Annotated in this window: 23 protein-coding genes; 13 read left to right on the top strand and 10 right to left on the bottom strand. The window is 40.1% G+C overall.

Going from position 1 to position 20,789, the window contains the following annotated elements:
* Positions 1 to 26: 26 nt before the first annotated feature.
* Positions 27 to 1,019, bottom strand: a complete 993-nt coding sequence (locus ACPPVU_RS21640; RefSeq protein WP_426668270.1) for an IS110 family transposase — start codon at positions 1,017 to 1,019, stop codon at positions 27 to 29.
* A 289-nt stretch (positions 1,020 to 1,308) separates the two neighbouring features.
* Entirely contained in the window at positions 1,309 to 1,770 is a 462-nt protein-coding gene (gene tnpA, locus ACPPVU_RS21635) for an IS200/IS605 family transposase (protein WP_426668821.1), read from the bottom strand.
* 48 nt (positions 1,771 to 1,818) lie between these two features.
* On the opposite strand from tnpA, the gene ACPPVU_RS21630 reads away from it, so the two are divergent.
* Positions 1,819 to 2,736, top strand: coding sequence for a carboxypeptidase-like regulatory domain-containing protein (locus ACPPVU_RS21630; protein ID WP_426668820.1), 918 nt, complete (start codon positions 1,819 to 1,821; stop codon positions 2,734 to 2,736).
* A gap of 63 nt (positions 2,737 to 2,799) precedes the next feature.
* Here ACPPVU_RS21630 and ACPPVU_RS21625 read toward each other — a convergent pair whose 3' ends face one another.
* The 4 genes from ACPPVU_RS21625 to ACPPVU_RS21610 form a co-directional block, all read right to left on the bottom strand.
* The gene (locus ACPPVU_RS21625) at positions 2,800 to 3,702 is read right to left on the bottom strand and encodes a nucleotidyltransferase family protein (protein ID WP_426668819.1); all 903 of its coding nucleotides are present in this window, start codon (positions 3,700 to 3,702) and stop codon (positions 2,800 to 2,802) included.
* A gap of 107 nt (positions 3,703 to 3,809) precedes the next feature.
* A complete protein-coding gene (locus ACPPVU_RS21620) occupies positions 3,810 to 4,922 on the bottom strand; it encodes a M42 family metallopeptidase (protein WP_426668818.1) in 1,113 nt (370 codons plus the stop codon).
* Positions 4,923 to 5,122: 200 nt separating this feature from the next.
* Entirely contained in the window at positions 5,123 to 5,545 is a 423-nt protein-coding gene (locus ACPPVU_RS21615; RefSeq protein WP_426668817.1) for a GNAT family N-acetyltransferase, read from the bottom strand.
* 42 nt (positions 5,546 to 5,587) lie between these two features.
* On the bottom strand, positions 5,588 to 7,129 hold the full coding sequence (locus ACPPVU_RS21610; protein ID WP_426668816.1) for an acyl-CoA carboxylase subunit beta: 1,542 nt from the start codon (positions 7,127 to 7,129) through the stop codon (positions 5,588 to 5,590).
* Positions 7,130 to 7,270: 141 nt separating this feature from the next.
* Between ACPPVU_RS21610 and ACPPVU_RS21605 the strand changes: the two genes are divergently transcribed.
* Together ACPPVU_RS21605 and can are read left to right on the top strand one after the other, a co-directional pair.
* A complete protein-coding gene (locus tag ACPPVU_RS21605; protein WP_426668815.1) occupies positions 7,271 to 8,011 on the top strand; it encodes a YoaK family protein in 741 nt (246 codons plus the stop codon).
* A 39-nt stretch (positions 8,012 to 8,050) separates the two neighbouring features.
* A complete protein-coding gene (can, locus tag ACPPVU_RS21600; protein WP_426668814.1) occupies positions 8,051 to 8,716 on the top strand; it encodes a carbonate dehydratase in 666 nt (221 codons plus the stop codon).
* Between the two features lie 118 nt (positions 8,717 to 8,834).
* On the opposite strand, the gene pruA is transcribed toward can, so the two are convergent.
* Positions 8,835 to 10,472: an L-glutamate gamma-semialdehyde dehydrogenase gene (pruA, locus tag ACPPVU_RS21595; RefSeq protein WP_426668813.1), complete on the bottom strand. Its 1,638-nt coding sequence runs from the start codon at positions 10,470 to 10,472 to the stop codon at positions 8,835 to 8,837.
* Between the two features lie 265 nt (positions 10,473 to 10,737).
* Here pruA and ACPPVU_RS21590 point away from each other — a divergent pair, with 265 nt between their 5' ends.
* Positions 10,738 to 11,094: an MmcQ/YjbR family DNA-binding protein gene (locus ACPPVU_RS21590; protein WP_426668812.1), complete on the top strand. Its 357-nt coding sequence runs from the start codon at positions 10,738 to 10,740 to the stop codon at positions 11,092 to 11,094.
* Positions 11,095 to 11,154: 60 nt separating this feature from the next.
* Here the strand turns inward: ACPPVU_RS21590 and ACPPVU_RS21585 are convergent, their stop codons facing one another.
* Entirely contained in the window at positions 11,155 to 11,586 is a 432-nt protein-coding gene (locus tag ACPPVU_RS21585) for a hypothetical protein (protein WP_426668811.1), read from the bottom strand.
* A 325-nt stretch (positions 11,587 to 11,911) separates the two neighbouring features.
* Between ACPPVU_RS21585 and ACPPVU_RS21580 the strand changes: the two genes are divergently transcribed.
* The 4 genes from ACPPVU_RS21580 (at position 11,912) to ACPPVU_RS21565 (ending at position 13,823) form a co-directional block, all read left to right on the top strand.
* A complete protein-coding gene (locus ACPPVU_RS21580; RefSeq protein WP_426668810.1) occupies positions 11,912 to 12,235 on the top strand; it encodes a hypothetical protein in 324 nt (107 codons plus the stop codon).
* 201 nt (positions 12,236 to 12,436) lie between these two features.
* On the top strand, positions 12,437 to 12,880 hold the full coding sequence (locus tag ACPPVU_RS21575) for a hypothetical protein (protein WP_426668809.1): 444 nt from the start codon (positions 12,437 to 12,439) through the stop codon (positions 12,878 to 12,880).
* 105 nt (positions 12,881 to 12,985) lie between these two features.
* Entirely contained in the window at positions 12,986 to 13,438 is a 453-nt protein-coding gene (locus ACPPVU_RS21570; protein ID WP_426668808.1) for a hypothetical protein, read from the top strand.
* A gap of 13 nt (positions 13,439 to 13,451) precedes the next feature.
* Entirely contained in the window at positions 13,452 to 13,823 is a 372-nt protein-coding gene (locus ACPPVU_RS21565) for a glyoxalase superfamily protein (protein WP_426668807.1), read from the top strand.
* Positions 13,824 to 13,933: 110 nt separating this feature from the next.
* On the opposite strand, the gene ACPPVU_RS21560 is transcribed toward ACPPVU_RS21565, so the two are convergent.
* Positions 13,934 to 14,842: a serine hydrolase gene (locus ACPPVU_RS21560; protein ID WP_426668806.1), complete on the bottom strand. Its 909-nt coding sequence runs from the start codon at positions 14,840 to 14,842 to the stop codon at positions 13,934 to 13,936.
* Between the two features lie 71 nt (positions 14,843 to 14,913).
* Between ACPPVU_RS21560 and ACPPVU_RS21555 the strand changes: the two genes are divergently transcribed.
* Genes ACPPVU_RS21555 through ACPPVU_RS21535 form a run of 5 tightly spaced genes read left to right on the top strand, consistent with a single transcriptional unit; the run spans position 14,914 to position 19,477 of the window.
* Positions 14,914 to 15,141: a hypothetical protein gene (locus tag ACPPVU_RS21555; RefSeq protein ID WP_426668805.1), complete on the top strand. Its 228-nt coding sequence runs from the start codon at positions 14,914 to 14,916 to the stop codon at positions 15,139 to 15,141.
* Entirely contained in the window at positions 15,126 to 15,515 is a 390-nt protein-coding gene (locus tag ACPPVU_RS21550; protein ID WP_426668804.1) for a type II toxin-antitoxin system VapC family toxin, read from the top strand. The genes ACPPVU_RS21555 and ACPPVU_RS21550 overlap by 16 nt, the downstream gene beginning before the upstream one ends.
* Before the next feature lie 20 nt (positions 15,516 to 15,535).
* On the top strand, positions 15,536 to 16,600 hold the full coding sequence (lpxK, locus tag ACPPVU_RS21545; RefSeq protein WP_426668803.1) for a tetraacyldisaccharide 4'-kinase: 1,065 nt from the start codon (positions 15,536 to 15,538) through the stop codon (positions 16,598 to 16,600).
* A complete protein-coding gene (locus ACPPVU_RS21540; RefSeq protein WP_426668802.1) occupies positions 16,563 to 17,378 on the top strand; it encodes a purine-nucleoside phosphorylase in 816 nt (271 codons plus the stop codon). Before lpxK ends, ACPPVU_RS21540 begins: the two co-directional genes overlap by 38 nt.
* Positions 17,378 to 19,477 (top strand): putative porin, encoded by a 2,100-nt coding sequence (locus ACPPVU_RS21535; protein WP_426668801.1) that lies wholly within the window; start codon positions 17,378 to 17,380, stop codon positions 19,475 to 19,477. Before ACPPVU_RS21540 ends, ACPPVU_RS21535 begins: the two co-directional genes overlap by 1 nt.
* Positions 19,478 to 19,562: 85 nt before the next feature.
* Here the strand turns inward: ACPPVU_RS21535 and ACPPVU_RS21530 are convergent, their stop codons facing one another.
* Positions 19,563 to 20,744, bottom strand: coding sequence for an asparagine synthetase B (locus ACPPVU_RS21530; RefSeq protein ID WP_426672216.1), 1,182 nt, complete (start codon positions 20,742 to 20,744; stop codon positions 19,563 to 19,565).
* Between the last annotated feature and the right edge of the window lie 45 nt (positions 20,745 to 20,789).

Here is a 20,789-nt window from a genome sequence, read left to right as displayed (position 1 = left end):
CCAAATTAATTTAAAATTGCTTTTTTTCAGGCTGATCGTTTGTAGTTATCCACATACATTTCACCTCTTTTTACTAAGGAGAACATTCGGAGGATCAGCTTGAATTTAACATTGTTTAATACCAGTGGATAGCATTTGTTTTTGAACTTTCTTTCGGCATATGCTTTGAGTTCAAGGTCATGCGCTATCGCTGTTTTTGCAGCTTGATTCAACTCCTGTTTCAGTTCCTTATTTGCAAGTTTACTGACCCTTGTGCGGCCTTTGACACTTGTTCCCGATTTATGACCAAATGGAAGCACACCCACATACACTGCGTACGTTCTTGCATCCGGGAAACTGGTAAAGTTTTCGGTATAAGCGATGGTCATCCATGCATTTATTTTACCGATGCCCTTGATGCTGGTTATTATCCGGTAGTTTAACAACATAGCGTCATTGGCTTTAACTATTTCCATTATCTGTTTCTCCACCTGGTTTATGTACACCGTGTTTGATTTCATTTTTGCCTTACTAACACGGGTAATTGTATCGGCTGTCTTTATCTCGTACATGTGCTGGCGCTCGCTTAATGTGCTTTGCAAGCCCGCATTTTCCCGTACCAATCGTTTACGAAAAGATAAGAGCTGTTTAAGTATCAGGATGGTTTTATCCAACGGCCTTGAAGGCTCAATGTCTTTTATCCTTTGTTCACCATATTTGCTGATACGAAAGGAGTCGGCCTCATCACTTTTCCCCCTGGTCATACCCATGGAGTTTTTTATTTCAAGTCCAGGCACCCTGCAATATGAAATAGAAAAAGCCTCGCAAAATTGAATGAACCTGTATTCATAACCACCCGTGTATTCCATCACTATCAGGGTTTCTTGCAAATCGATGTTATGAGTTTTACACCACTTCTGAAATACCTTGAACCCCGCAGAACAATTGTCGATTTTGATGTGCTGCCCAAGCTCGTAACTACTTACGTCCAGTGTCAACTTCGACACATCCACCCCCAGAATAACATTCCACTTTCTCATACGTTTATAATTTAAGTTTATAAAGATTGCCTTTTGCCGAAAAAACCTTTGTTGTAGCAAGGTTAGTATTCTAGTTGGGCCTTGGGCAATCATAAAGGGCAGGGACTAATACGGAGCATAGTTCTGTAAACTTAGTAGGAGCTCAAGTTCACCCTGCCCTTTATCATAACGTTATTCACAAAGTTTTTAGTTTTTAACACCCCCCAGACCCCCCGTTTCAAACAATAACAATATTTATAAAAAATACTCTTAATTAGACCAAAGGTAGGTGCCTCCTTTAATCAAGCGACTATTCAATAAAATCAAATAAAAATCTCTCTTCAAATGGTATTTCGAACTTCTCTAACAATTCGTGATATTCTTGTTTGAATGTTTTTTTCTGATGGTGGGCTTCTTGATTTAAAACATATTTGATGACCGCATCAATATGAGATTGGGAATAAGAAAATACGCCATATCCTTCCTGCCAATTGAATTTTCCTTTCACCCAATTTTTACTATTGATGAATTCATTGCTTTCTATTTTAATCTCTTTTACAAAGTCTGAAATTAAAACGGTTGGCTTAAAACCTACAAATAGATGTACATGGTCTGGCATACAATTAATGGCAAGCATTTTAGCCTTCCGATTTTGCACAAGACCTGTAATATACTTATGCAACTCCTCTTTATGCTCTTTGGGAATTAAATTTTGCCTGTGCTGAACTGCAAAAACAAACTGAAGATAGATTTGTGAAAAGGTATTGGCCATGGTTGCTTAAAAGTATTAAAATTAAAAACTAAACCTATATTTAGGGCAATGAAAGTTAAATGCCTCCTTATCTTATTCTTAAATATAAACATAGTCCACGCACAACAAATACATTTACAAGGTAGTATTGTTGATGCACAATCTGGCTTACCTATTCCCAGTGCAACGGTCAGTATTCCATATAAAAATCTATTTTATCCAACTGATAACGAAGGGAAATACAATATCAATGATGATAAAATAACGCAAACAGATTCTATTAATATATCCTGTATAGGTTATAAAACTCAAATGGTAAGAGTTAACAATTTGCAACCTGGTAGTATCATTAAATTAACTCTTTTAGTAAAAGCGTTACAGGAGGTGAAAATTGGAATCAATCCGCCTGCGCTTATTAAGTGTGGCAGCAAAATGACATCTAAGAGGCTTTGGTCTGCCTTCTTTCCGTTAATGGAACAAGCAAGGTTTATGTCTGGTTCTAAAAATGAAAAGGGAATTATACAGTCAGTTGGGTTTTATTTGGGAAATGGGGGGATATTTGACGCTAATAAGGGTGGGGACGTTACTGCGCCATTTAGGGTAAGGTTATATGGAGTGGATACTGGTGGCGTACCAGGCAAAGAATTAACAAAAGATGTCATAATTGTATCCGCTAAAAAAAATAATGCATGGTTTGATATAGATATATCAAGTTACCATATAGAAAACCCTGACAGCGGATTTTTTGTAGCATTCTGCTTACTTGACTGGGAATTTTATAAAATAAAAAAAGGTTATGAAAGCGGGTCTCCTCAAGGGACAAACTATAGTGGAGATGTTATTACGCCACGTTTAGGCATAACTAAGAATGAACTTAAGGAAGAAGGACAATCCTACCTTGGTGATAATACCTATTGGGGCTGGCAATGGTTAAAAGACACTTTTAACAATAGCTATATGATCCGGGCAGCAATTGCGCCGGATTAAAAGGGTCTTAAAACAAAAAATCCCGCCTTTAGGGCAGGATTTAATAAATATTTTAGGTATTGATTAAGTCCAAAGTTTGGATGGATATGTTCCGTTGTTAACCAATTCAGAAATGCTTTTCTGTACGATCGGTTTATCTTCCTTATAAGTAACGCCAAACCATTTTGAGGCAGTTGGGATCACTTTGAAAGAGGCTGTTTTGGTTTTGATCAGTTCATCAGCAGCCAATGGGATAAAGAATTCAGCTTTTGGATTGGTCTCATTTGCCTCAACAAACTTCTTGAACATCGGCTCGCTTTGTTTGAATATGGCAGGTGTAAACCCCCAGAAGTTCATGGACACACGGGTATCATTTGGTAATGAGTGTTCGCCTGTTGCATCTTTATAAGCTACGGTGCCATCTTCTTTAAAGTATACTTCGGTACGCTCGTTGATCTCTACCATGTTACCTTTCTCATCAACCTTACATACTCCGCGAGATACAGAACCGTAATCAGATAATGTTTTATCAACCTGGTAACCAATGATGGCATATTTGTCATCTGCTACTTCGGTAGTCAGGAATTTTGCCATTTTTTCAAAAGCGTCTTTACCGTAATAATCATCAGCGTTGATCACGCAAAAAGGTTCTTTAACCTGGTTACGTGCAGCTAATACTGCATGCTGTGTTCCCCATGGTTTTGATCTTTCGATCTCTTTATTGATGCCAAAAGGTTTTAGATCATAGCTTTGGAAAACATAATCAGTTTCCACACGGCCTTTTAGTTTTGGTTCGAAGATCGCCTTAAAGTTCTCAGCAAACTCTTCGCGGATGATGAAGCTGATCTTGCCAAATCCGGCGTTGATCGCGTCGTAAATAGAGTAATCTATAATAGTTTCGCCATTTGGGCCAAAACCATCAATTTGTTTCATGCTTCCATAGCGGCTGGCCATACCTGCGGCCAGTATCAGTAGAGTGGGTTTCATAGTTGTTTAAGGGTGCCAGTTTAGCACGTATCTTATAGGTGTTTATTATGTTTAATATCAAATAGCACTTATACTTAAAATGTTTTAAGAAAGTTGAGGTATATTAATTATTTAATATACCGGAAATCCTGCCCATCCTTAACATTTAAAAGAACTTCATATATCAGACGTATCACATTGTCTACGTCTTCTTTATGTATCATCTCAACCGTAGTATGCATATAGCGCAATGGCAAAGATATTAAGGCCGATGGCACGCCATCATTTGAATAAGCAAAAGCGTCGGTATCAGTACCTGTTGAGCGTGATGAAGCCTGGCGCTGGAAAGGAATATCTGCTTTTTGTGCCGATTCGATCAATAACTTGTTAACGTTGTTTTGTACCGCAGGAGCGTATGACACTACCGGACCTTTACCACAAGCCAAATCACCCTGGGTGATCTTACTGATCATCGGTGTCTGGGTATCATGAGTAACATCAGTTACGATGGCCAGGTTAGGTTTAATATGATGCGCGATCATCTCTGCTCCACGTAAACCAATCTCTTCCTGAACAGCGTTGACGATGTATAAACCAAATGGTAATTTCTTTTTATTCTCTTTAAGTAAACGAGCTACTTCGGCAATCATAAAACCACCGGCACGGTTGTCCAATGCGCGACCGACATAGTAACGGTCGTTAAGGATCATAAATTCATCTTCATAGGTAATTACGCAGCCTACGTGAATGCCCAGTTTTTCGACCTCCTCTTTTGTGGTACACCCGCAATCAAGAAAGATGTTTTTTAATGTAGGTGCTTCTTCTTTTTCACCCGAGCGTGTATGGATAGCAGGCCAGCCAAATACTGCTTTAACTATACCATTGTCTGTATGGATATTTACCCTTTTGGAAGGCGCTATCTGGTGATCCGAACCACCATTGCGTATCACGTAGATCAAACCGTCACTGGTGATGTAATTTACAAACCATGATATCTCATCGGCATGCGCCTCAATTACAACTTTGTATTTAGCTTTTGGGTTGATGATGCCTACAGCCGTGCCATAGTTATCTACATAATGCTCGTCGATGTAAGGCTTAATGTAATCCAGCCATAATTTCTGACCTTTTGATTCAAAACCGGTAGGTGAGGGGTTGTTGATATATTCTTCGAAAAAAGCCAACGAGGATTTATTTACCACAGCAACGTGCTGCTTTTTTTCATCTTTCTTTTTAGACATAACTTTTAAATGAACTGTTCTTAGTAGTTAACGGCAAATATAATAAAGCTTGGCGTAAAGCGGTGTGTTAACAAACTTTAGAGCTATTGTATATTTATTGTTATTGATTTAACACAAGGTTTATCTGACCTTAGTTTCTTTGCACGAGTAAATTTTTTTCAAGATTAGTTTAGTTGATTGAGACCAGTTTGATTCGGAGATCAAACTGGTTCTTTTAAAACCTTCTCCAGTATCTCATAATCAAAGCCATTTTTTGAGAATAACTTACCAGTATGATTATATCCGGCTTTCATATAAAAGCCTATTGCCGATACCCGCGCATTACACCAGATAGATGTACCATTTTCTGACTTTGCAAATTCTTCAACGCGGTTTAACAAACTATTACCGATCTCCATCTTTTGAAACTCATGTAATACAGCCAGCTTGCGAAATTGAAATATGGTTCCTGTTTGAAAAAGAGAAATGATACCCACCAATGCATTATCTGTAAAAGCCCCGAAGTGTACGCCATCATTATCCTCATCCAACTCCATCTCATACAGCTTTTGGGCAGGGTACAAAACTTGCTGCCGTAATCGCCAGGTTAATTCAGGACGTATTTGTTCAATATGAATATTCATAGACTACTTCAAAATCCGAAATCGAAAATCCGAAATCCGACATCATAAAGGAATATTCCCATGCTTCTTCCTCGGATTATTTACCACCTTATTCTCCAGCATTTTGAAGGCATGGATCAGCTTGATACGGGTTTCTGATGGTTCTATCACTTCATCAATAAAACCACGTTCAGCAGCACGGTAGGGGTTGGCAAATATGTCAGAATACATTAATTCCTTTTCGCGCCATTTGGCTTCTTTATCATCGGCTGTGGTGATTTCCCGCTTAAAAATAATTTCAGCAGCGCCTTTGGCACCCATTACGGCTATCTCTGCTGATGGCCAGGCAAAGTTCATATCAGCGCCTATGTGTTTGGAGTTCATCACGTCATAAGCGCCTCCGTAAGCCTTACGGGTGATTACTGTGATACGTGGTACCGTAGCCTCACAGAAAGCGTAAAGAAGTTTTGCTCCGTTAGTAATAATAGCATTCCATTCCTGGTCCGTTCCCGGTAAAAAGCCCGGTACATCTTCAAATACCAACAGAGGGATATTAAAGCTATCACAAAAACGTACAAAACGTGCTCCTTTAGTTGACGAATGAATATCCAGTACACCGGCTAAAAAAGCAGGCTGATTAGCTACTATTCCGATGCTTCTGCCTGCCAGTCGTGCGAAGCCTACCACTATATTTTCTGCAAAATCCTTGTGTACCTCTAAAAACGAATCCGTATCTATCACCTGGTTAATTACATCACGCATATCATAAGGCTGTGAGGCATTCTCCGGCATAAGGTCGGAAAGTTTAGGGCGTAATTCGTTGCTGCTTTCGTATGGTAATGCAGGTGCCCTATCCTCACAATTCTGAGGCATGTAGCTCAATAACTTTTTCACATGCTGTATAGCTTCGATCTCATTAACACAGGCAAAATGAGTGACGCCTGATTTGGTAGCGTGAGTTGTTGCTCCGCCCAATTCCTCAGAAGTTACTACCTCATGCGTAACAGTCTTCACTACATTAGGTCCGGTTACAAACATGTAAGAAGTATTCTCCACCATCAATATAAAATCTGTAATAGCAGGTGAGTAAACAGCTCCCCCTGCACATGGCCCCATAATAGCAGAAATCTGTGGTACTACTCCAGATGCCATTGTATTGCGATAAAAGATATCAGCATAACCACCTAAGGATACCACACCTTCCTGTATACGTGCACCGCCTGAGTCATTTAACCCTACAACCGGTGCTCCGTTTTTCATAGCAAGGTCCATAATCTTGCAGATCTTCTCTGCATGGGTTTCTGAGAGTGAACCGCCGAAAACTGTAAAGTCCTGCGAGAATACATAAACCAGTCGACCGTTGATAGTTCCATAGCCTGTTATTACACCGTCGCCAGGGTACTTTTCTTTTTCCATCCCGAAATCGGTGGAGCGGTGTGCTACCAGCATCCCGATCTCCTGGAATGAGCCTTCGTCCAATAAGAAATGAAGGCGCTCACGTGCTGTTAACTTCCCTTTTTTATGCTGACTTTCTATCCGTGCATGGCCGCCGCCTAACAATGCTTGTTCGCGTTTATGTTTTAGTGCTTTAAGTTTCTTATTCACAACCCAGGTTTATAATAATGAATTCGTTAAAAATAGTAATTATCAAGCTAAAACCTTCAATATACGCTGTTGTATGTATTTATGTTGATGTAAATAATGTGATATACTCGTTATTTACTAAATTTATCCCAATACCTGCATATGCTAAGACGATCAAAAGACGAACGTACGCTTAAAGAAAATCTGTTACTGGCGTCATCCACCGCCTTTGTATCTGGTGCTACCAATGTGATCGGTGTTATTGCTTTCCTGGCATTTTCCAGCAATATCACTGGTCACGTGGCTAGCCTTGCACGGCATTGGGCCGAAAATAACTGGCACGAGATAATCCTGTTTTCTATTTGGCTGCTGTTATTTTTTTTGGGTGCTTTTCTTGCTAACTTTTTAATACGATCTGGTCATGATAAAAGTAATTACCGGGCGCACTCGAGGCCGATCATTATTGAGATCATCATCCTTTTATTTGTTGCTGTGTATGGCGCCAGGTTTTATGCCGAATCACAAACCGAGCGCGAAATTATCATCAGTGTGCTTATATTTTCGACGGGCTTACAGAATAGTATGGTCTCCACCATATCGGGCGGATTGATCAAATCATCACACTTGACGGGACTGTTTACCGATTTAGGCGGTGATGTATCTGAGTGGCTGCATCCACGATCAAAAAAGACGAGCGTAGTAAGGAACCGTATTTACGTCCGGCTAACAGTATTGGCTTTTTATTTTTTTGGCGGAATTGCGGGTGGATACTTTTTTAATGCTTATGGATTTGTGATATTTTATTTTATCCCCTTGATTTTACTTGCAATATTATATTACGATCTTTCAACAGTTGCATTACATAAGCTGATGCGTGTATTTTCATCCTCAGCAAAAACATAAATTCGTAGCCGAAATATAATTATTTTAACATCAATCCCTATGTGCGCCCAAGAAAAGAACCCAGTTCATGATACAAGTCATATCACTTACCAGAGCCTGCTCGACGGTAATGAGGAATTTATAAAACATGCCCTAAACTCCGACCCGGATTTTTTTAAAAAGCTAGCTATCCAGAACCCTCCGGTTTTATGGATAGGTTGTGCTGATAGTCGTGTACCTGCCAACCAGATCACCAATACTAACCCGGGCGAGATATTTGTACACCGTAACATTGCCAATATGGTGATACATACAGATATGAATATGCTATCAGTATTAGATTACGCGGTAAATGTATTGCGGGTAGAACACGTAATAGTAACCGGGCATTATGGTTGTGGTGGCGTTGTTGCTGCTATGAGCAATAAAGAATTTGGCCTGATAGACAACTGGTTACGACACATAAAGGATGTATATCGCATACATGCCGATGAACTTGATGCTATAAAAGATGAGAATGAGCGTACCAATCGCCTGGTTGAGCTAAATGTGGTTGAGAATGTCTACAATCTTTGCAAGACTTCTATCGTGCAAAATGCCTGGAAGAACGGGCAGGAGCTAAGCGTTCACGGTTGGGTATACAGCATCAGCACAGGTAAAATAACAGATATGAATGTAAGTACCAGCAATAATGATAAGCTGGATGATGTGTTTAAGTTCAAGTAGGATTTGAGAGAGTCAAGAGTATAGAATCAAGAGTCAAGAATATAGAATCAAGAACAAAGAGTCAGAAGTTCAAAATTTTAATCTCTTGATTCCTGACTCTTAATTCTTGATTCTAACTTTATATTTCTTTACTCAAAAACGGATACCTGTAATCCCTAGGCGGATCAAATGTTTCTTTGATGGTACGTGGTGATACCCAGCGTAACAGGTTGATCATTGATCCGGCTTTGTCATTTGTGCCTGATCCTCTTGCACCGCCAAATGGCTGCTGACCAACTACTGCTCCCGTAGGTTTATCATTGATATAAAAGTTACCTGCTGCATTGCGTAAGCGGTGTGTAGCTTCGGCAATAGCGTAACGGTCTTGTGATATGATTGAACCTGTAAGCGCATAGATAGAAGTGTTATCCACAATATCTATCACCTTATCAAAATCCTTATCCTCATACACGTAAACGGTCAGTACCGGGCCAAATAGCTCTTCGCACATGGTTACATAGTACGGGTCATCCACACGGATAATGGTTGGATCAATAAACCAGCCTTTGCTTTTATCGTAATTACCACCGGTTACTACCTCAACACTCTTGTCATTTTTGGCAGCATCAATATATTTTGCCAGTTTATCGAAGGATACTTCGGTGATAACGGCGTTAACAAAGTTCTCGAAATCCTCAACCGGACCAACTTTAAAGCTGGCCACATCGCGCTGAACATTTTCTTTAACAGCCGGCCATAATGATTTAGGGATATAGGCCCTTGAAGCAGCAGAGCATTTTTGTCCCTGGTATTCAAATGCGCCACGTACCAGTGCAGTGCTTACTACATCGGCATCAGCGCTTGGGTGGGCAAGCACAAAGTCTTTACCACCTGTTTCGCCTACAATGCGTGGATATGTTTTGTATTTATGGATGTTGGTACCAATAGTTTGCCAGATGTTCTGGAATACTTTGGTTGATCCTGTAAAGTGGATGCCTGCAAAATCAGGATGGTTAAATATCACCTCACCCGCAACCGGACCGTCAACATAAATTAAGTTGATCACACCATCAGGTAAACCGGCTGCTTTAAATACTTTCATGATCACGTTAGCGGCGTATATCTGCGGATAAGCAGGTTTCCAAACCACCACGTTGCCCATCATAGCTGCTGACGACGGTAAATTACCTGCGATAGCTGTAAAGTTGAAAGGAGTTAAAGCAAATATAAATCCTTCCAGCGGGCGTTGTTCTAAACGGTTCCAAACTCCTTTGCCAGAGATGGGTGGTTGCTGCTGGTAAATCTCCGTCATGTAAGATACATTGAACCTTAAAAAGTCTATCAGTTCACAAGCAGCGTCAATCTCGGCCTGGTAAGCATTTTTAGACTGGCCCAGCATCGTAGCTGCATTGATCTCGGCACGGTATGGGCCTGCGATCAGGTCGGCAGCTTTAAGGAAAATGGCAGCGCGTTGCTCCCATGCCAGGTCTTCCCAGTCGGCTTTTGCAGCTAAGGCAGCTTCAATAGCTTTAGTAACATGCGTGGCATCACCCTCAGAAAAAGTAGCCAGTAAATGTTTATGATCATGTGGCGGGCGTATCTCCAGTTTTTTGCTGGTACGTACTTCCTTACCACCAATATACATAGGTATATCAATTTGTTTTGAGCGCGCTTCGTCCAAAGCGGCTTTCAGAGCTGCACGCTCCACACTGCGCGGGCCATAGTTTAAAACAGGCTCATTTTGCGGTGGCGGAACGTTGAAAAATCCTTTAAGCATAGGGTTAATTATTGAGTGCGCAAAGATAACGGTAAATGTGCAGATGTGCGAATATGCAGATGTGCAAATGTGTTTTGTGACAAAAGGTGGATGTGCGACCGCTGATTTTTTTGATTTCAGGATTTCGCTGATTTATAAAAAAATAATCAACGCGATCGTCTAATCATATTAATCAACGGTCGGTGTTCGTTCGTTTTCTAAACCACACCACCTTGAAACAGCATGAAACAGTTATTCAATCCCAATTTTTACCTAATTTTATACTATGACCATCGAAGTCATCCAAACCATCTGCCATAAATTGCCCGGAGTAACCGAGAGCATTAAACTGGATGTGCATTTATGCTTTAATGTCGGTGGCAAGTCGTTCCTGTTCACTCATCCGGATGGTGTACCGCCTTCGGCTTCATTTAAAGTGCCTGATGAGGATTTTGAAGAAGTGAGTTCAAAAGAGGGACTGGATCCACATCCTTATATTGCACGATATAAATGGGTACTTGTTCGGGATATCAATAGCCTCGCTGCAAAAGAGTGGGAGTATTACATCCGGCAATCTTATGACCTGATCGCTGCTAAATTGCCTTTGAAGATTAGGGCTAAGTTAATTAAGTTAAGTGGTTGATTAAGTCAGCTCAACCTAGTCAACTCAATCTAACCTAATCCAACCCAATCAACTCACTCATTACTTTCTCAAATTAATGATACGCAGATAATATGATCCCGGGTTTGCTACAAAAACGCTGGGACTACGCAGGGTGACACCATCCGGGACAAAGGTCATCTTGCTGACAGGCGATATGGCATTATATCGCTCGGCATAGACGTTAAGAACAACGGTACTGTCTGACATTACCTGGTACGCCGAACTATCCAAATTTGCCCCTTCTTTTATGTAGACTTTATTATTCGTACCGAAATCAAAATAATCGCCGTTTTTGCCGATATAATTGGAGCCGGTTACAATAGGACCTACACCCGAAACAAGCGAATCATTCACCAGTTGCCATTTGCCAACGATTGAGGTAGGGACCGCAGGCGATTGATTGCTTTTTTTACAGGAAAACAAACCTGATAACACAAATAAGGCAGCAATAAACAGGGGTGGATTTTTCATAATATAAAGCTTTATATCACAATACGTTAAAGACATAAAGAGTGCTACAAAGGATAAGCGCTATTGTTAAAGTGTTCGTTCGTTTTCTGAGCCACAACGGAACGAAACAGCATGAAACACTTGCATAAACTGTTCCACTTTGTTTCGCGGTGGCTCAACCTAAAAACCGTACGAACGCCTCCAAATCCCTGTTCAAATGGCCTGTGGGGCATCTTATCCAAACTTTAATTTTTTTGCATCTTTTTTCTGCTGTTTCCGTATAAAAGTCCGGGTGTAAAAGCCACCTATGAAAAAATAGTTTTGGACTTAAAAATCAATATGCGTTATGCCTAATGTAGAAGATATTTACAAAGAGTACAGGGAACTTGTGTTAAAAAAGGCCCAGGACGAGATCAACGGGCAGAGATTCTCATTTACTTTTACGTCAGACAAGGAGGGTACTTTTACCCTTACCAACAATGAAACCAAGGATATGATCGGTGGTTCATTTAAGCTGAGTGTAAATAATGATGGGTTGAATATTTTGATGGATTATAAAGGCTTTTATATTACACAAACCTTAAAAATAGATAAAGGCGAAAGTACCATTGTGCGTGAACCTAACAGCGGCAAAGTATTTTTGACCGGCCACAAGCTGGATATGAAGTAAAAAGTAAATAGCTTTTTACCATTTCAAAAACTTACTTGTAGAGACAAATACACATCGTTAACGGATTAATTTCTACATCCGTTACCCAGTGTGGGTATGAGTCTCTTTTTTATTTAATTTTTACTTTGCTGATAATCAGAACATTTTGAACCTAACCTAACATTTGGGTGGGGCTGGTGTAATTGTTGCCTTATCTTAGGCATGAAAAAGATCGCCCTACTTTCGCTACTAGTAACACTTTCAATGTCAGCATTTGCACAGTTCCCGCTGGGAAGCAATGTGCAAAAGATAAAAGCTTATTTTGCTCAAAATATCCCTTATGCTTCGGCTCAAACATTTAAGGCTGCAAAAGGTGATGCAATTTGCTTTACGAAAGTAAGGGTGGTAGGTGATTATACTTTCTACTTTGATTATAATGGTATCTGCACAGAATATGTGGTTACTTATGACCGTCAGGACATGAAAGACGTAGTAAGCCGTTTTGACAGTCAGTTCTGCAAGTTGCAAAATACCAAATGGGTATCTGAAGAGGGTTCATTTGCGGTAACATTAGTACCACCAACTACAGGCCAAAACTTTTTTAGTATTGTTTACAATCCTACGGTAGCCACCAATTTCAGAGAAAATACGCTGGCGTCGAATTAATAAAAAAGACATTCTCTTATACTGCAATCGGCGATTGATTTGCAGTTACATAACCAAAACCACTAAAATGTTCTTATTTTAGTGGTTTAATTTTTTAACCCGGTTATGAAAAAAATACTTTTAACACTGTGCCCCCTATTACTGTTTATATGTGTTGCTAAAGCCCAGGTGCAGGAGCAAAACCCGACGGACCTCTCTAAGAAATTCTTTGAAATATATGCCGCCAAACCAATGGATGCTATTGACTATCTCTTTTCAGATGTGAAAAAAATCAGACAGGTAAATGACGATATCACCGCAATAAAGAAGAACCTTAAAATGACCATCGACCAGGGTGGCGTTAATAATGGTTATGAGCTGATCACCGAAAAAAATATTGGCAATAACTTTAAGCTACAGAGCTACATGGTGAAGTACGACAAGCAGCCAGTACGTTTTATTTTTATTTACTATCGCCCAAAGGATGCCTGGAAGATATACACTTTCCAGTTTAACACCAATATGGATGAGGAACTGACCAGCGCAGCAACTGTTGATCAACTGAAAGAGAATAAATAATAATTCATTTGTAATGAGTACGATAACTCCCATCTTTCGCATTTTTGATTACGATAAGGCCATTGAGTTTTATGTAAACTGGCTCGGCTTTAAGGTAGATTGGGAGCATGAATTTGAGCCAGGCACTACACCTAAATATATACAGGTCTCATTACGGGACCTTGTATTGCATCTTTCAGAACATCATGGCGATGCAAGTCCGGGTACGCACACAAGGATAAATGATTTTGAAGGACTTAAAGCCTACAATAAAGAACTGAACGACAAGAAATACAAATATGGCCGTCCGGACATAGAGGTTCCCGAATGGAATCAAAAAGCCATTTATATGACAGTTCATGACCCCTTCGGTAACAGGATCACTTTTAATGAGGAAGTTGATTAGTTAGATTAGGTTGGATTAAGTTGAATGGGTTAACTACCTAACTAAATCAACCCACTTAACTAAATCAATCATTTGCACATCTGCATATCCTCACGTCTGCACATCAAAAATCATTCATTCAGCATAAATTTAGCCACACCATCAGCAGGTTTCCAGTCGCTTTTGGGCTCATAGTAATGCCATATCAGGGCTGATACTTTTCTTATCAATATATCGGCCTCGTTATCCGGCACCCATCGCTGGTCTTTATCATTATTGGTGATGATGGAAAATACATAATCGCCATGCGGGGCATTTACCAGTACGGTTTCTGATTTTGATTCATCTACAGCGCCTTGCTTGCTTATAGTATGTACATAGGGTGGTATTTGCGATAATGCCTTATCATCCCAATAAATACGACCGAGATTTCGGTACATCCTTTCGCTGGCAGCCGGGCTCACTGCTTCACCATTTCTTATCATTGTAAACAAGCGGCACATCTCAAAAGGCGTAGTTACTCCCCAGCCGTATTTAGCACGAATAGCCTCACGTCCTTTTACCCTTGAGTTTACCCGCATCACTTTAAAGCCGTGTTGATCCAGCCAGTTATTGATATACTCACCGGTGACGATCTTCTGCAGCCAGGTGCTCGCCGTATTATCGCTCATCGTGATCATCAGCATGGCAACTTTACTTACTTCAATGGTATCCTTATCCTTAAAGGAACCTAATATATCCTCGCCCGGATACAGCAGCGAATCGCGGTAGATCAGCTTTTGATTATAGGCCAGCTCACCTTTTTCTATCTTATCCATCACCCCGCATTGAATGCTTACTTTGATCATACTTGCCGTCGGGAATAGCGTATCGGCATTAATAGCAGCGGTTTTGCCGGTCTTTAAATTTTTAACGTAGATACCTATTTGTCCATTAAAACCTTTAACTGCATTTTGCAGCTGGGCGGTCAATTTGTTATCAGTTTGAGCAATGGTGGTAGTAGAGATTATTAAAAGAAGAAAAAGTAATTTATTTTTCATATCTGAATTATACGTATTAAGGTATTGGCATTATGGGCATACTAAATTAAATAAATTTCGTAAATTTGAGTATGCAAATTCAGGTGGATATTGGTTTTGATGATTTGATAAGGATAGTGAAGGAACTTCCTAAAGAACAGCTATTGAAATTTAAAAAGGAACTTGAAAAGCAGAATACCAACGATACACAATTACAGGATTTAGAATCTTTTTTGCTTACGGCTCCAACTTTTTCAGATAAACAGCTGGAAGAAATTGGGCAGACGAGAAAAGCTATTAATCAATGGCGGAAAAAATAGTTTTAGCCGATACCTCACTTCTTATTGATTTTTTTAGAAAATCAGATAAATCAAAATCACAATTGGTATCCTTAATAAGAAAAGGTTATACATTTTGTATTTGTGTAATTACTGAATATGAAATTTATTCAGGTGCCACAGAACAGCAATTAGAATACTGGCAGGAATTTCTTAAAAAAATAACTGTTATTAATTTAGATCAGGCTGCTGTTAAAGAAGCAGTTAATATTAATAATCAATTAAAAACTAAAAGAAAACAAATTGATCTTGCTGATCTTTTTATAGCAGCAATAGCTGTGAGCAACAATCTCCCTGTTGCGACCTTAAACAAAAAGCATTTTACAAGGGTTGAAAGTTTGCTTTTGGTTGAATAGTTTACTCACTTTGCTGTAGTATGAATATCCTGCGCTGGCTTTTATTCCCTTTTTCCATATTGTATGGCCTTGTGGTAACGATCCGCAACTGGTGCTATGATGGCGGTATAATAAAAAGCCAAAGCTTTAAAATTCCGGTGATATCCGTTGGCAACCTGGATATTGGTGGCGCAGGTAAATCGCCCATGACAGAGTACCTGGTGCGCTTATTTAAAGGAAAATATAAGTTGGCTACTCTAAGCCGGGGATATGGACGGGAAACAAAAGGATACCTACTTGCTGATGCAGATAGTACGCCTGCCCAGATAGGTGACGAACCTGCACAGTTCAAACATAAATTCCCGGAAATAACTGTGGCAGTTTGTGAGAAAAGGGTGGAGGGGATACAACATTTGTTGCCAAATCATAACCTCATCATTTTAGATGATGCCTATCAGCATCGCGCTGTTAAACCGGGATTCAGTATTTTGTTGTTTGATTATAACCGGATAAATAAACCCCGTTTCCTGATACCTGCAGGTAATATGCGCGAACCGATTAGCGGGCGCTGGCGTGCCGATGTCATCGTGGTAAGTAAATGTCCGGAAGAGTTAACGGCTAAAGCACAGGCCTATATCGAAGAACGAATAAGCCCTTTGCCTTACCAATCATTATTTTTTACATCTGTCTCATACCTGTCCACGCAAGACCTTGCCGGAAACCGGACGGACACCATAATAGATGAGGATACCACTGTGTTTTTGCTGACAGGTATTGCAGGCCCTAAGCCATTAGTGCAGCATATCAAAAAATATACTTCAAAAGTGGTTCATCACAATTATCCCGATCATCACCGTTTTAGCTTAAAAAATATCAGTAAACTTGCCGATGAATTTTCTGCCTGTACTACACAAAAAAAGGTGATCATTACAACAGAAAAGGATGCACAACGTTTATTTGAACACGAACTGCAGCCGGTTATAAAATACCTGCCGGTACAGGTGTTGCCTATAGGTATTCGTTTTTTAGATAATGGCGGGCAACAGTTTGATCAATTAGTTACAGAATATGTTAGAGAACATACAACAAACCACCTCATACATTAAAAGCCGCATCGGCGATTTTGAGCCTGAAGTAGGTATTATATTAGGAACAGGACTTGGAGAATTAGTTAGCGGTATTGAAGTTGAAAAACAACTGATGTACTCAAATATCCCGGATTTCCCTATATCGACATTAGAGTTCCATTCGGGTAAATTGATATTTGGCACACTTGCAGGCAAAAAAGTGGTAGCCATGCAAGGAAGGCTGCATTATTATGAAGGTTATACCATGCAGCAGATCACTTTCCCGGTTAGGGTGATGAAAATGCTGGGTATTAAAACGCTATTTGTATCCAACGCCAGCGGATCACTTAATCCTGATTTTAAAAAGGGTGATCTGATGATCATTGAAGACCATATCAACCTGCAGCCACATAATCCACTGATCGGTAGAAATGAGGAGGAGCTTGGTCCGCGTTTCCCGGATATGAGCCAGGCTTACAGGCGCGATCTGATAGACAAAGCACTTAATATTGCAGCCGACAACAATATTACCTGCCATAAAGGTGTTTATGTAGCTGTGACAGGCCCAAACCTTGAAACCAGAGCCGAATATAAGTACCTGCGGATAATCGGCGGTGATGCAGTAGGGATGAGCACAGTACCAGAGGTAATTGTAGCCAACCATATGGGATTGCCGGTATTTGCCATATCAGTATTAACTGATGAGGGTTTCCCGGAAGTTTTGCATCCTGTTTCGCTTGAGGAAATATTGGCCGTTGCACATGAGGCTGAACCAAAAATGACATTGATACTTAAAAACCTGATTGCCGGCCTTTAATGCATAACAGATCAAGATATATCCTTTTAACGATGCTGATGTGCCTGTCGGCATGTTTTTCTTTTGCACAGACGGTACCTCCGCCGGGTTACAACAATCAGCCAAGGAATAATGGTTTTCCGAGGGATACATCGTCCAATACTAATAAGAAGGCTCTTACAGGTGACCAGGAGATTGATGCTCAAAGAAAAAAGGAAGAGAAGAAGCAGGATTCGGTAATTTTTACATCAAAATTTATAAGAGTAACCAACGAGCGCTTATTGAGCGATAGCACCCAGGTGTTCCCCATAGATACAGGCATTGTTAATTTTGAAAATTATAGCCCATTATATCAGGTCCGCAGCCCTAAAATAGGCTTGGGCAATCTGGGCCTTGCCGAGCGTAATTTGTTATTTGAACCAAGTAAAACTATTGGCTTTGATGTAGGGGAACATTTTTTGGACGCCTATCTTTTTACCCCGGAGGATGTGCAGTATTATAAAGCCCGTGTACCTTATACCAATCTATCCTTATTTTGGTGGGGCGCTAAGGAGCAGTATTTTAAAGCAATTCATACCCAAAATATCAACCCGCAACTGAATGTTGGGTTTAATCTTAATTTCATAGGATCTAACGGTTTCTATCCAAGGCAAGCCGGCAGTGATTTTACCGGAGGACTATTTAGCTGGTATGAATCAAAAAGTAAACGTTATAACTTGCTGGCCAATTACACCTTTAATAATCTGAAGGCACCTGAGAATGGTTCGGTACAAAATGATTCGATCTTTACTACTCCTCAGCACACTTATGCTACAGCACAGAATGCACCTGTACGTTTATATAACTCAAGCGATAATATACGCAAAAATGGATTTTACATTAAACAGTTTTACTATATAGGTAAGATAGATACCACATTAAAAGGCGCTGACAAATCAAAGATATTGCCCACGCAGCGTGTTTCTTATACCTTAAACTATAACAAGGAGAACTACAAATTCTTGCAGAATGAGCCGGATATTTACAATGTGTTTCCTGATTATTATTACAGTTCATCTTTTTCACGGGATTCCCTTACGGTATCTCATATACAAAATGCCTTTTCCTATAGTTTCTACCTGAGGGGCAAATCTACAGGTGTAATAAAAAATGAGTTAAAGCTTGACGTAGGTTTAGCGCAGGATTATTATCACTATCAGCAATTTGTAACTGATACAGTTACAAACGCTAATTTTTCGCGGATGGTGCTGAATGAACGTAAACAGGATAATTCTTTCCAGGATATTACACTCAAGGCAAAAGCAGGCTATCGTTTTAGCGACAGGATATTGCTGGATGTAGATTTACAGCAGATAGCTGTGGGGCGTGATTTCGGCGATTTTCTGTACGAAGCAAAACTGACATTATCCGGGGGCAAAAAAGCCGGCAGGATCATTTTAGGAGCCTATTCGCAAAATAGTTCGCCGCCGCTCGTTTATACCGACTGGATATCTAATCATTATATTTTCCATAACAGTTTTAGTAATCAGAAAACAACCAGCGTATCATTCAACTACATTAATGATCCCCTGCAACTTGACCTTAAGGTCGAGTACTTCTTAATTTCTGATTACCTGTATTTCGAAGCCCAGCCTAATGGTATTGATGCTACACCAACCCAGTTGCATAGCCCTATCAATTTGTTGAAATTGAGTTTAGGTAAAAGTTTTACCTGGCGCAGATGGCACCTGGATAATTATATAGTATATCAAAAAACCGATTATCAGAATACATTACGAACTCCAGAACTGTATACCTATAATAGTTTATATTATTCCCATCTTTTATTTGGTGTGCTAAATAGTAGTTTTGGTATTAATGTACGTTATAACACACCTTATGTGGCGCCTTCATATGCAGTAGGCCTGGGTCAGTTTTACAATAGCAGTCCAAACCTTACATTCTCCTCATATCCTGTAGCTTCGGTGTTTTTTAAAGCCACATTGCTACGCACCAACATATTTATAATGTATGATTATGCCAACCAGGGATTATTTAGCAAGGGATATTATATGGTCAACCGTTATCCCGGTCCCAACAGTTTGGTTAAGATAGGGATTTCGTGGTCGTTCTATAATTAAGTGTGCGGTTGGCAGTATCCAGTTTGCATTTATTTATGGATATAGGGCACTATGCTAACTGCAAACTGCCAAGTGCTAACTGCAATCAGGTTTTCTGCTTCTTTTTCTTCGCGGCGGGAAATAAAACGTTGTTCAATATCAGCCGGTAACCGGGAGAGTTGGGATGCAGTTTAAGATCAGTAGGGGGATCGCCAACTACATGCTGATAATCTTCAGGGTCATGACCTCCATAGAAAGTCCACTGACCTTTGCCGTATTCACCATGAATATATCGGGCCTCATTGCCGGTCTTCATTTCGCCCATAATAGTAACGCCGGGCTTGAGCAATTTTTCATTAAAGGCAGTGGTCAGTCCCATAAAGCCTTTGATCACTTTATCATGATTTTGAGTAAGCATGCTCGGTACCACATCCCATTTTGCTGAAAAATCAAACAGAGTGAAAAAATCTTTCGTTCTGTCTACCTGGCGGGTAGTGGTCACATCAATATTGCTGAATTGATGTGACATCGGGTTCATATCCAGATTAAAGTTCTGAAAAGCAAAAGTTTGAGTAAAATCCAGTTTGGATTGTGCATCAGGCTCGGCAGCATCGCCATCAAACATGCTCTCGCAGATGTCGGTATTTGATGCAGCCAGTGCAATATCAAAAGTATCTGTTCCTGAGCACATTGCAAACAGGAAACCACCACCCGAGCAGAAATCACGTATGTGCTCTGCCACAGCCAGTTTCATCTGGGATACTTTTTTAAAACCAAGTTTATGGGCTGTAGCTTCCTGAAACTTTACATCATCATTGTACCATTGCGCATACCTGAACGAGCCATAAAACTTGCTGTATTGCCCTGTAAAGTCCTCGTGGTGCAAATGCAGCCAGTCGTATTTGGGCAGGTCACCTCTTATTACTTCCTCATCATAAACTACATCATAAGGTATCTCGGCATATTTTAATACCAGCGTAACGGCATCATCCCAGGGTAATTTATTTTTTGGTGAATAAACAGCCATTTTGGGAGCTTTTTCCAGTTTTACCAGGTCCATATTCACAGAAGGGTCACTTACCTGGGTAAGGATCTCACTCACTTTGGCGTCTGGCAATACCTCGTAACTTACACCGCGTATTTTGCATTCATCTTCAACAGCCTTATTGTATTTCAACATAAAGCTCCCACCACGATAATTAAGCAGCCAATCTACCTCTTCGCCATTTTTTAATGTCCAGAAAGCTATACCGTACGATTTTAAATGATCTTTTTGCTCCTCATCCATTGGGATAAGAATTGAAGCCGCTTTACAAAGCATTGGCAAAAATGT

This window comes from Mucilaginibacter sp. McL0603, from assembly GCF_049992945.1.
Taxonomy (GTDB): domain Bacteria; phylum Bacteroidota; class Bacteroidia; order Sphingobacteriales; family Sphingobacteriaceae; genus Mucilaginibacter.
This window is presented reverse-complemented; position numbering and strand designations above follow the sequence as displayed.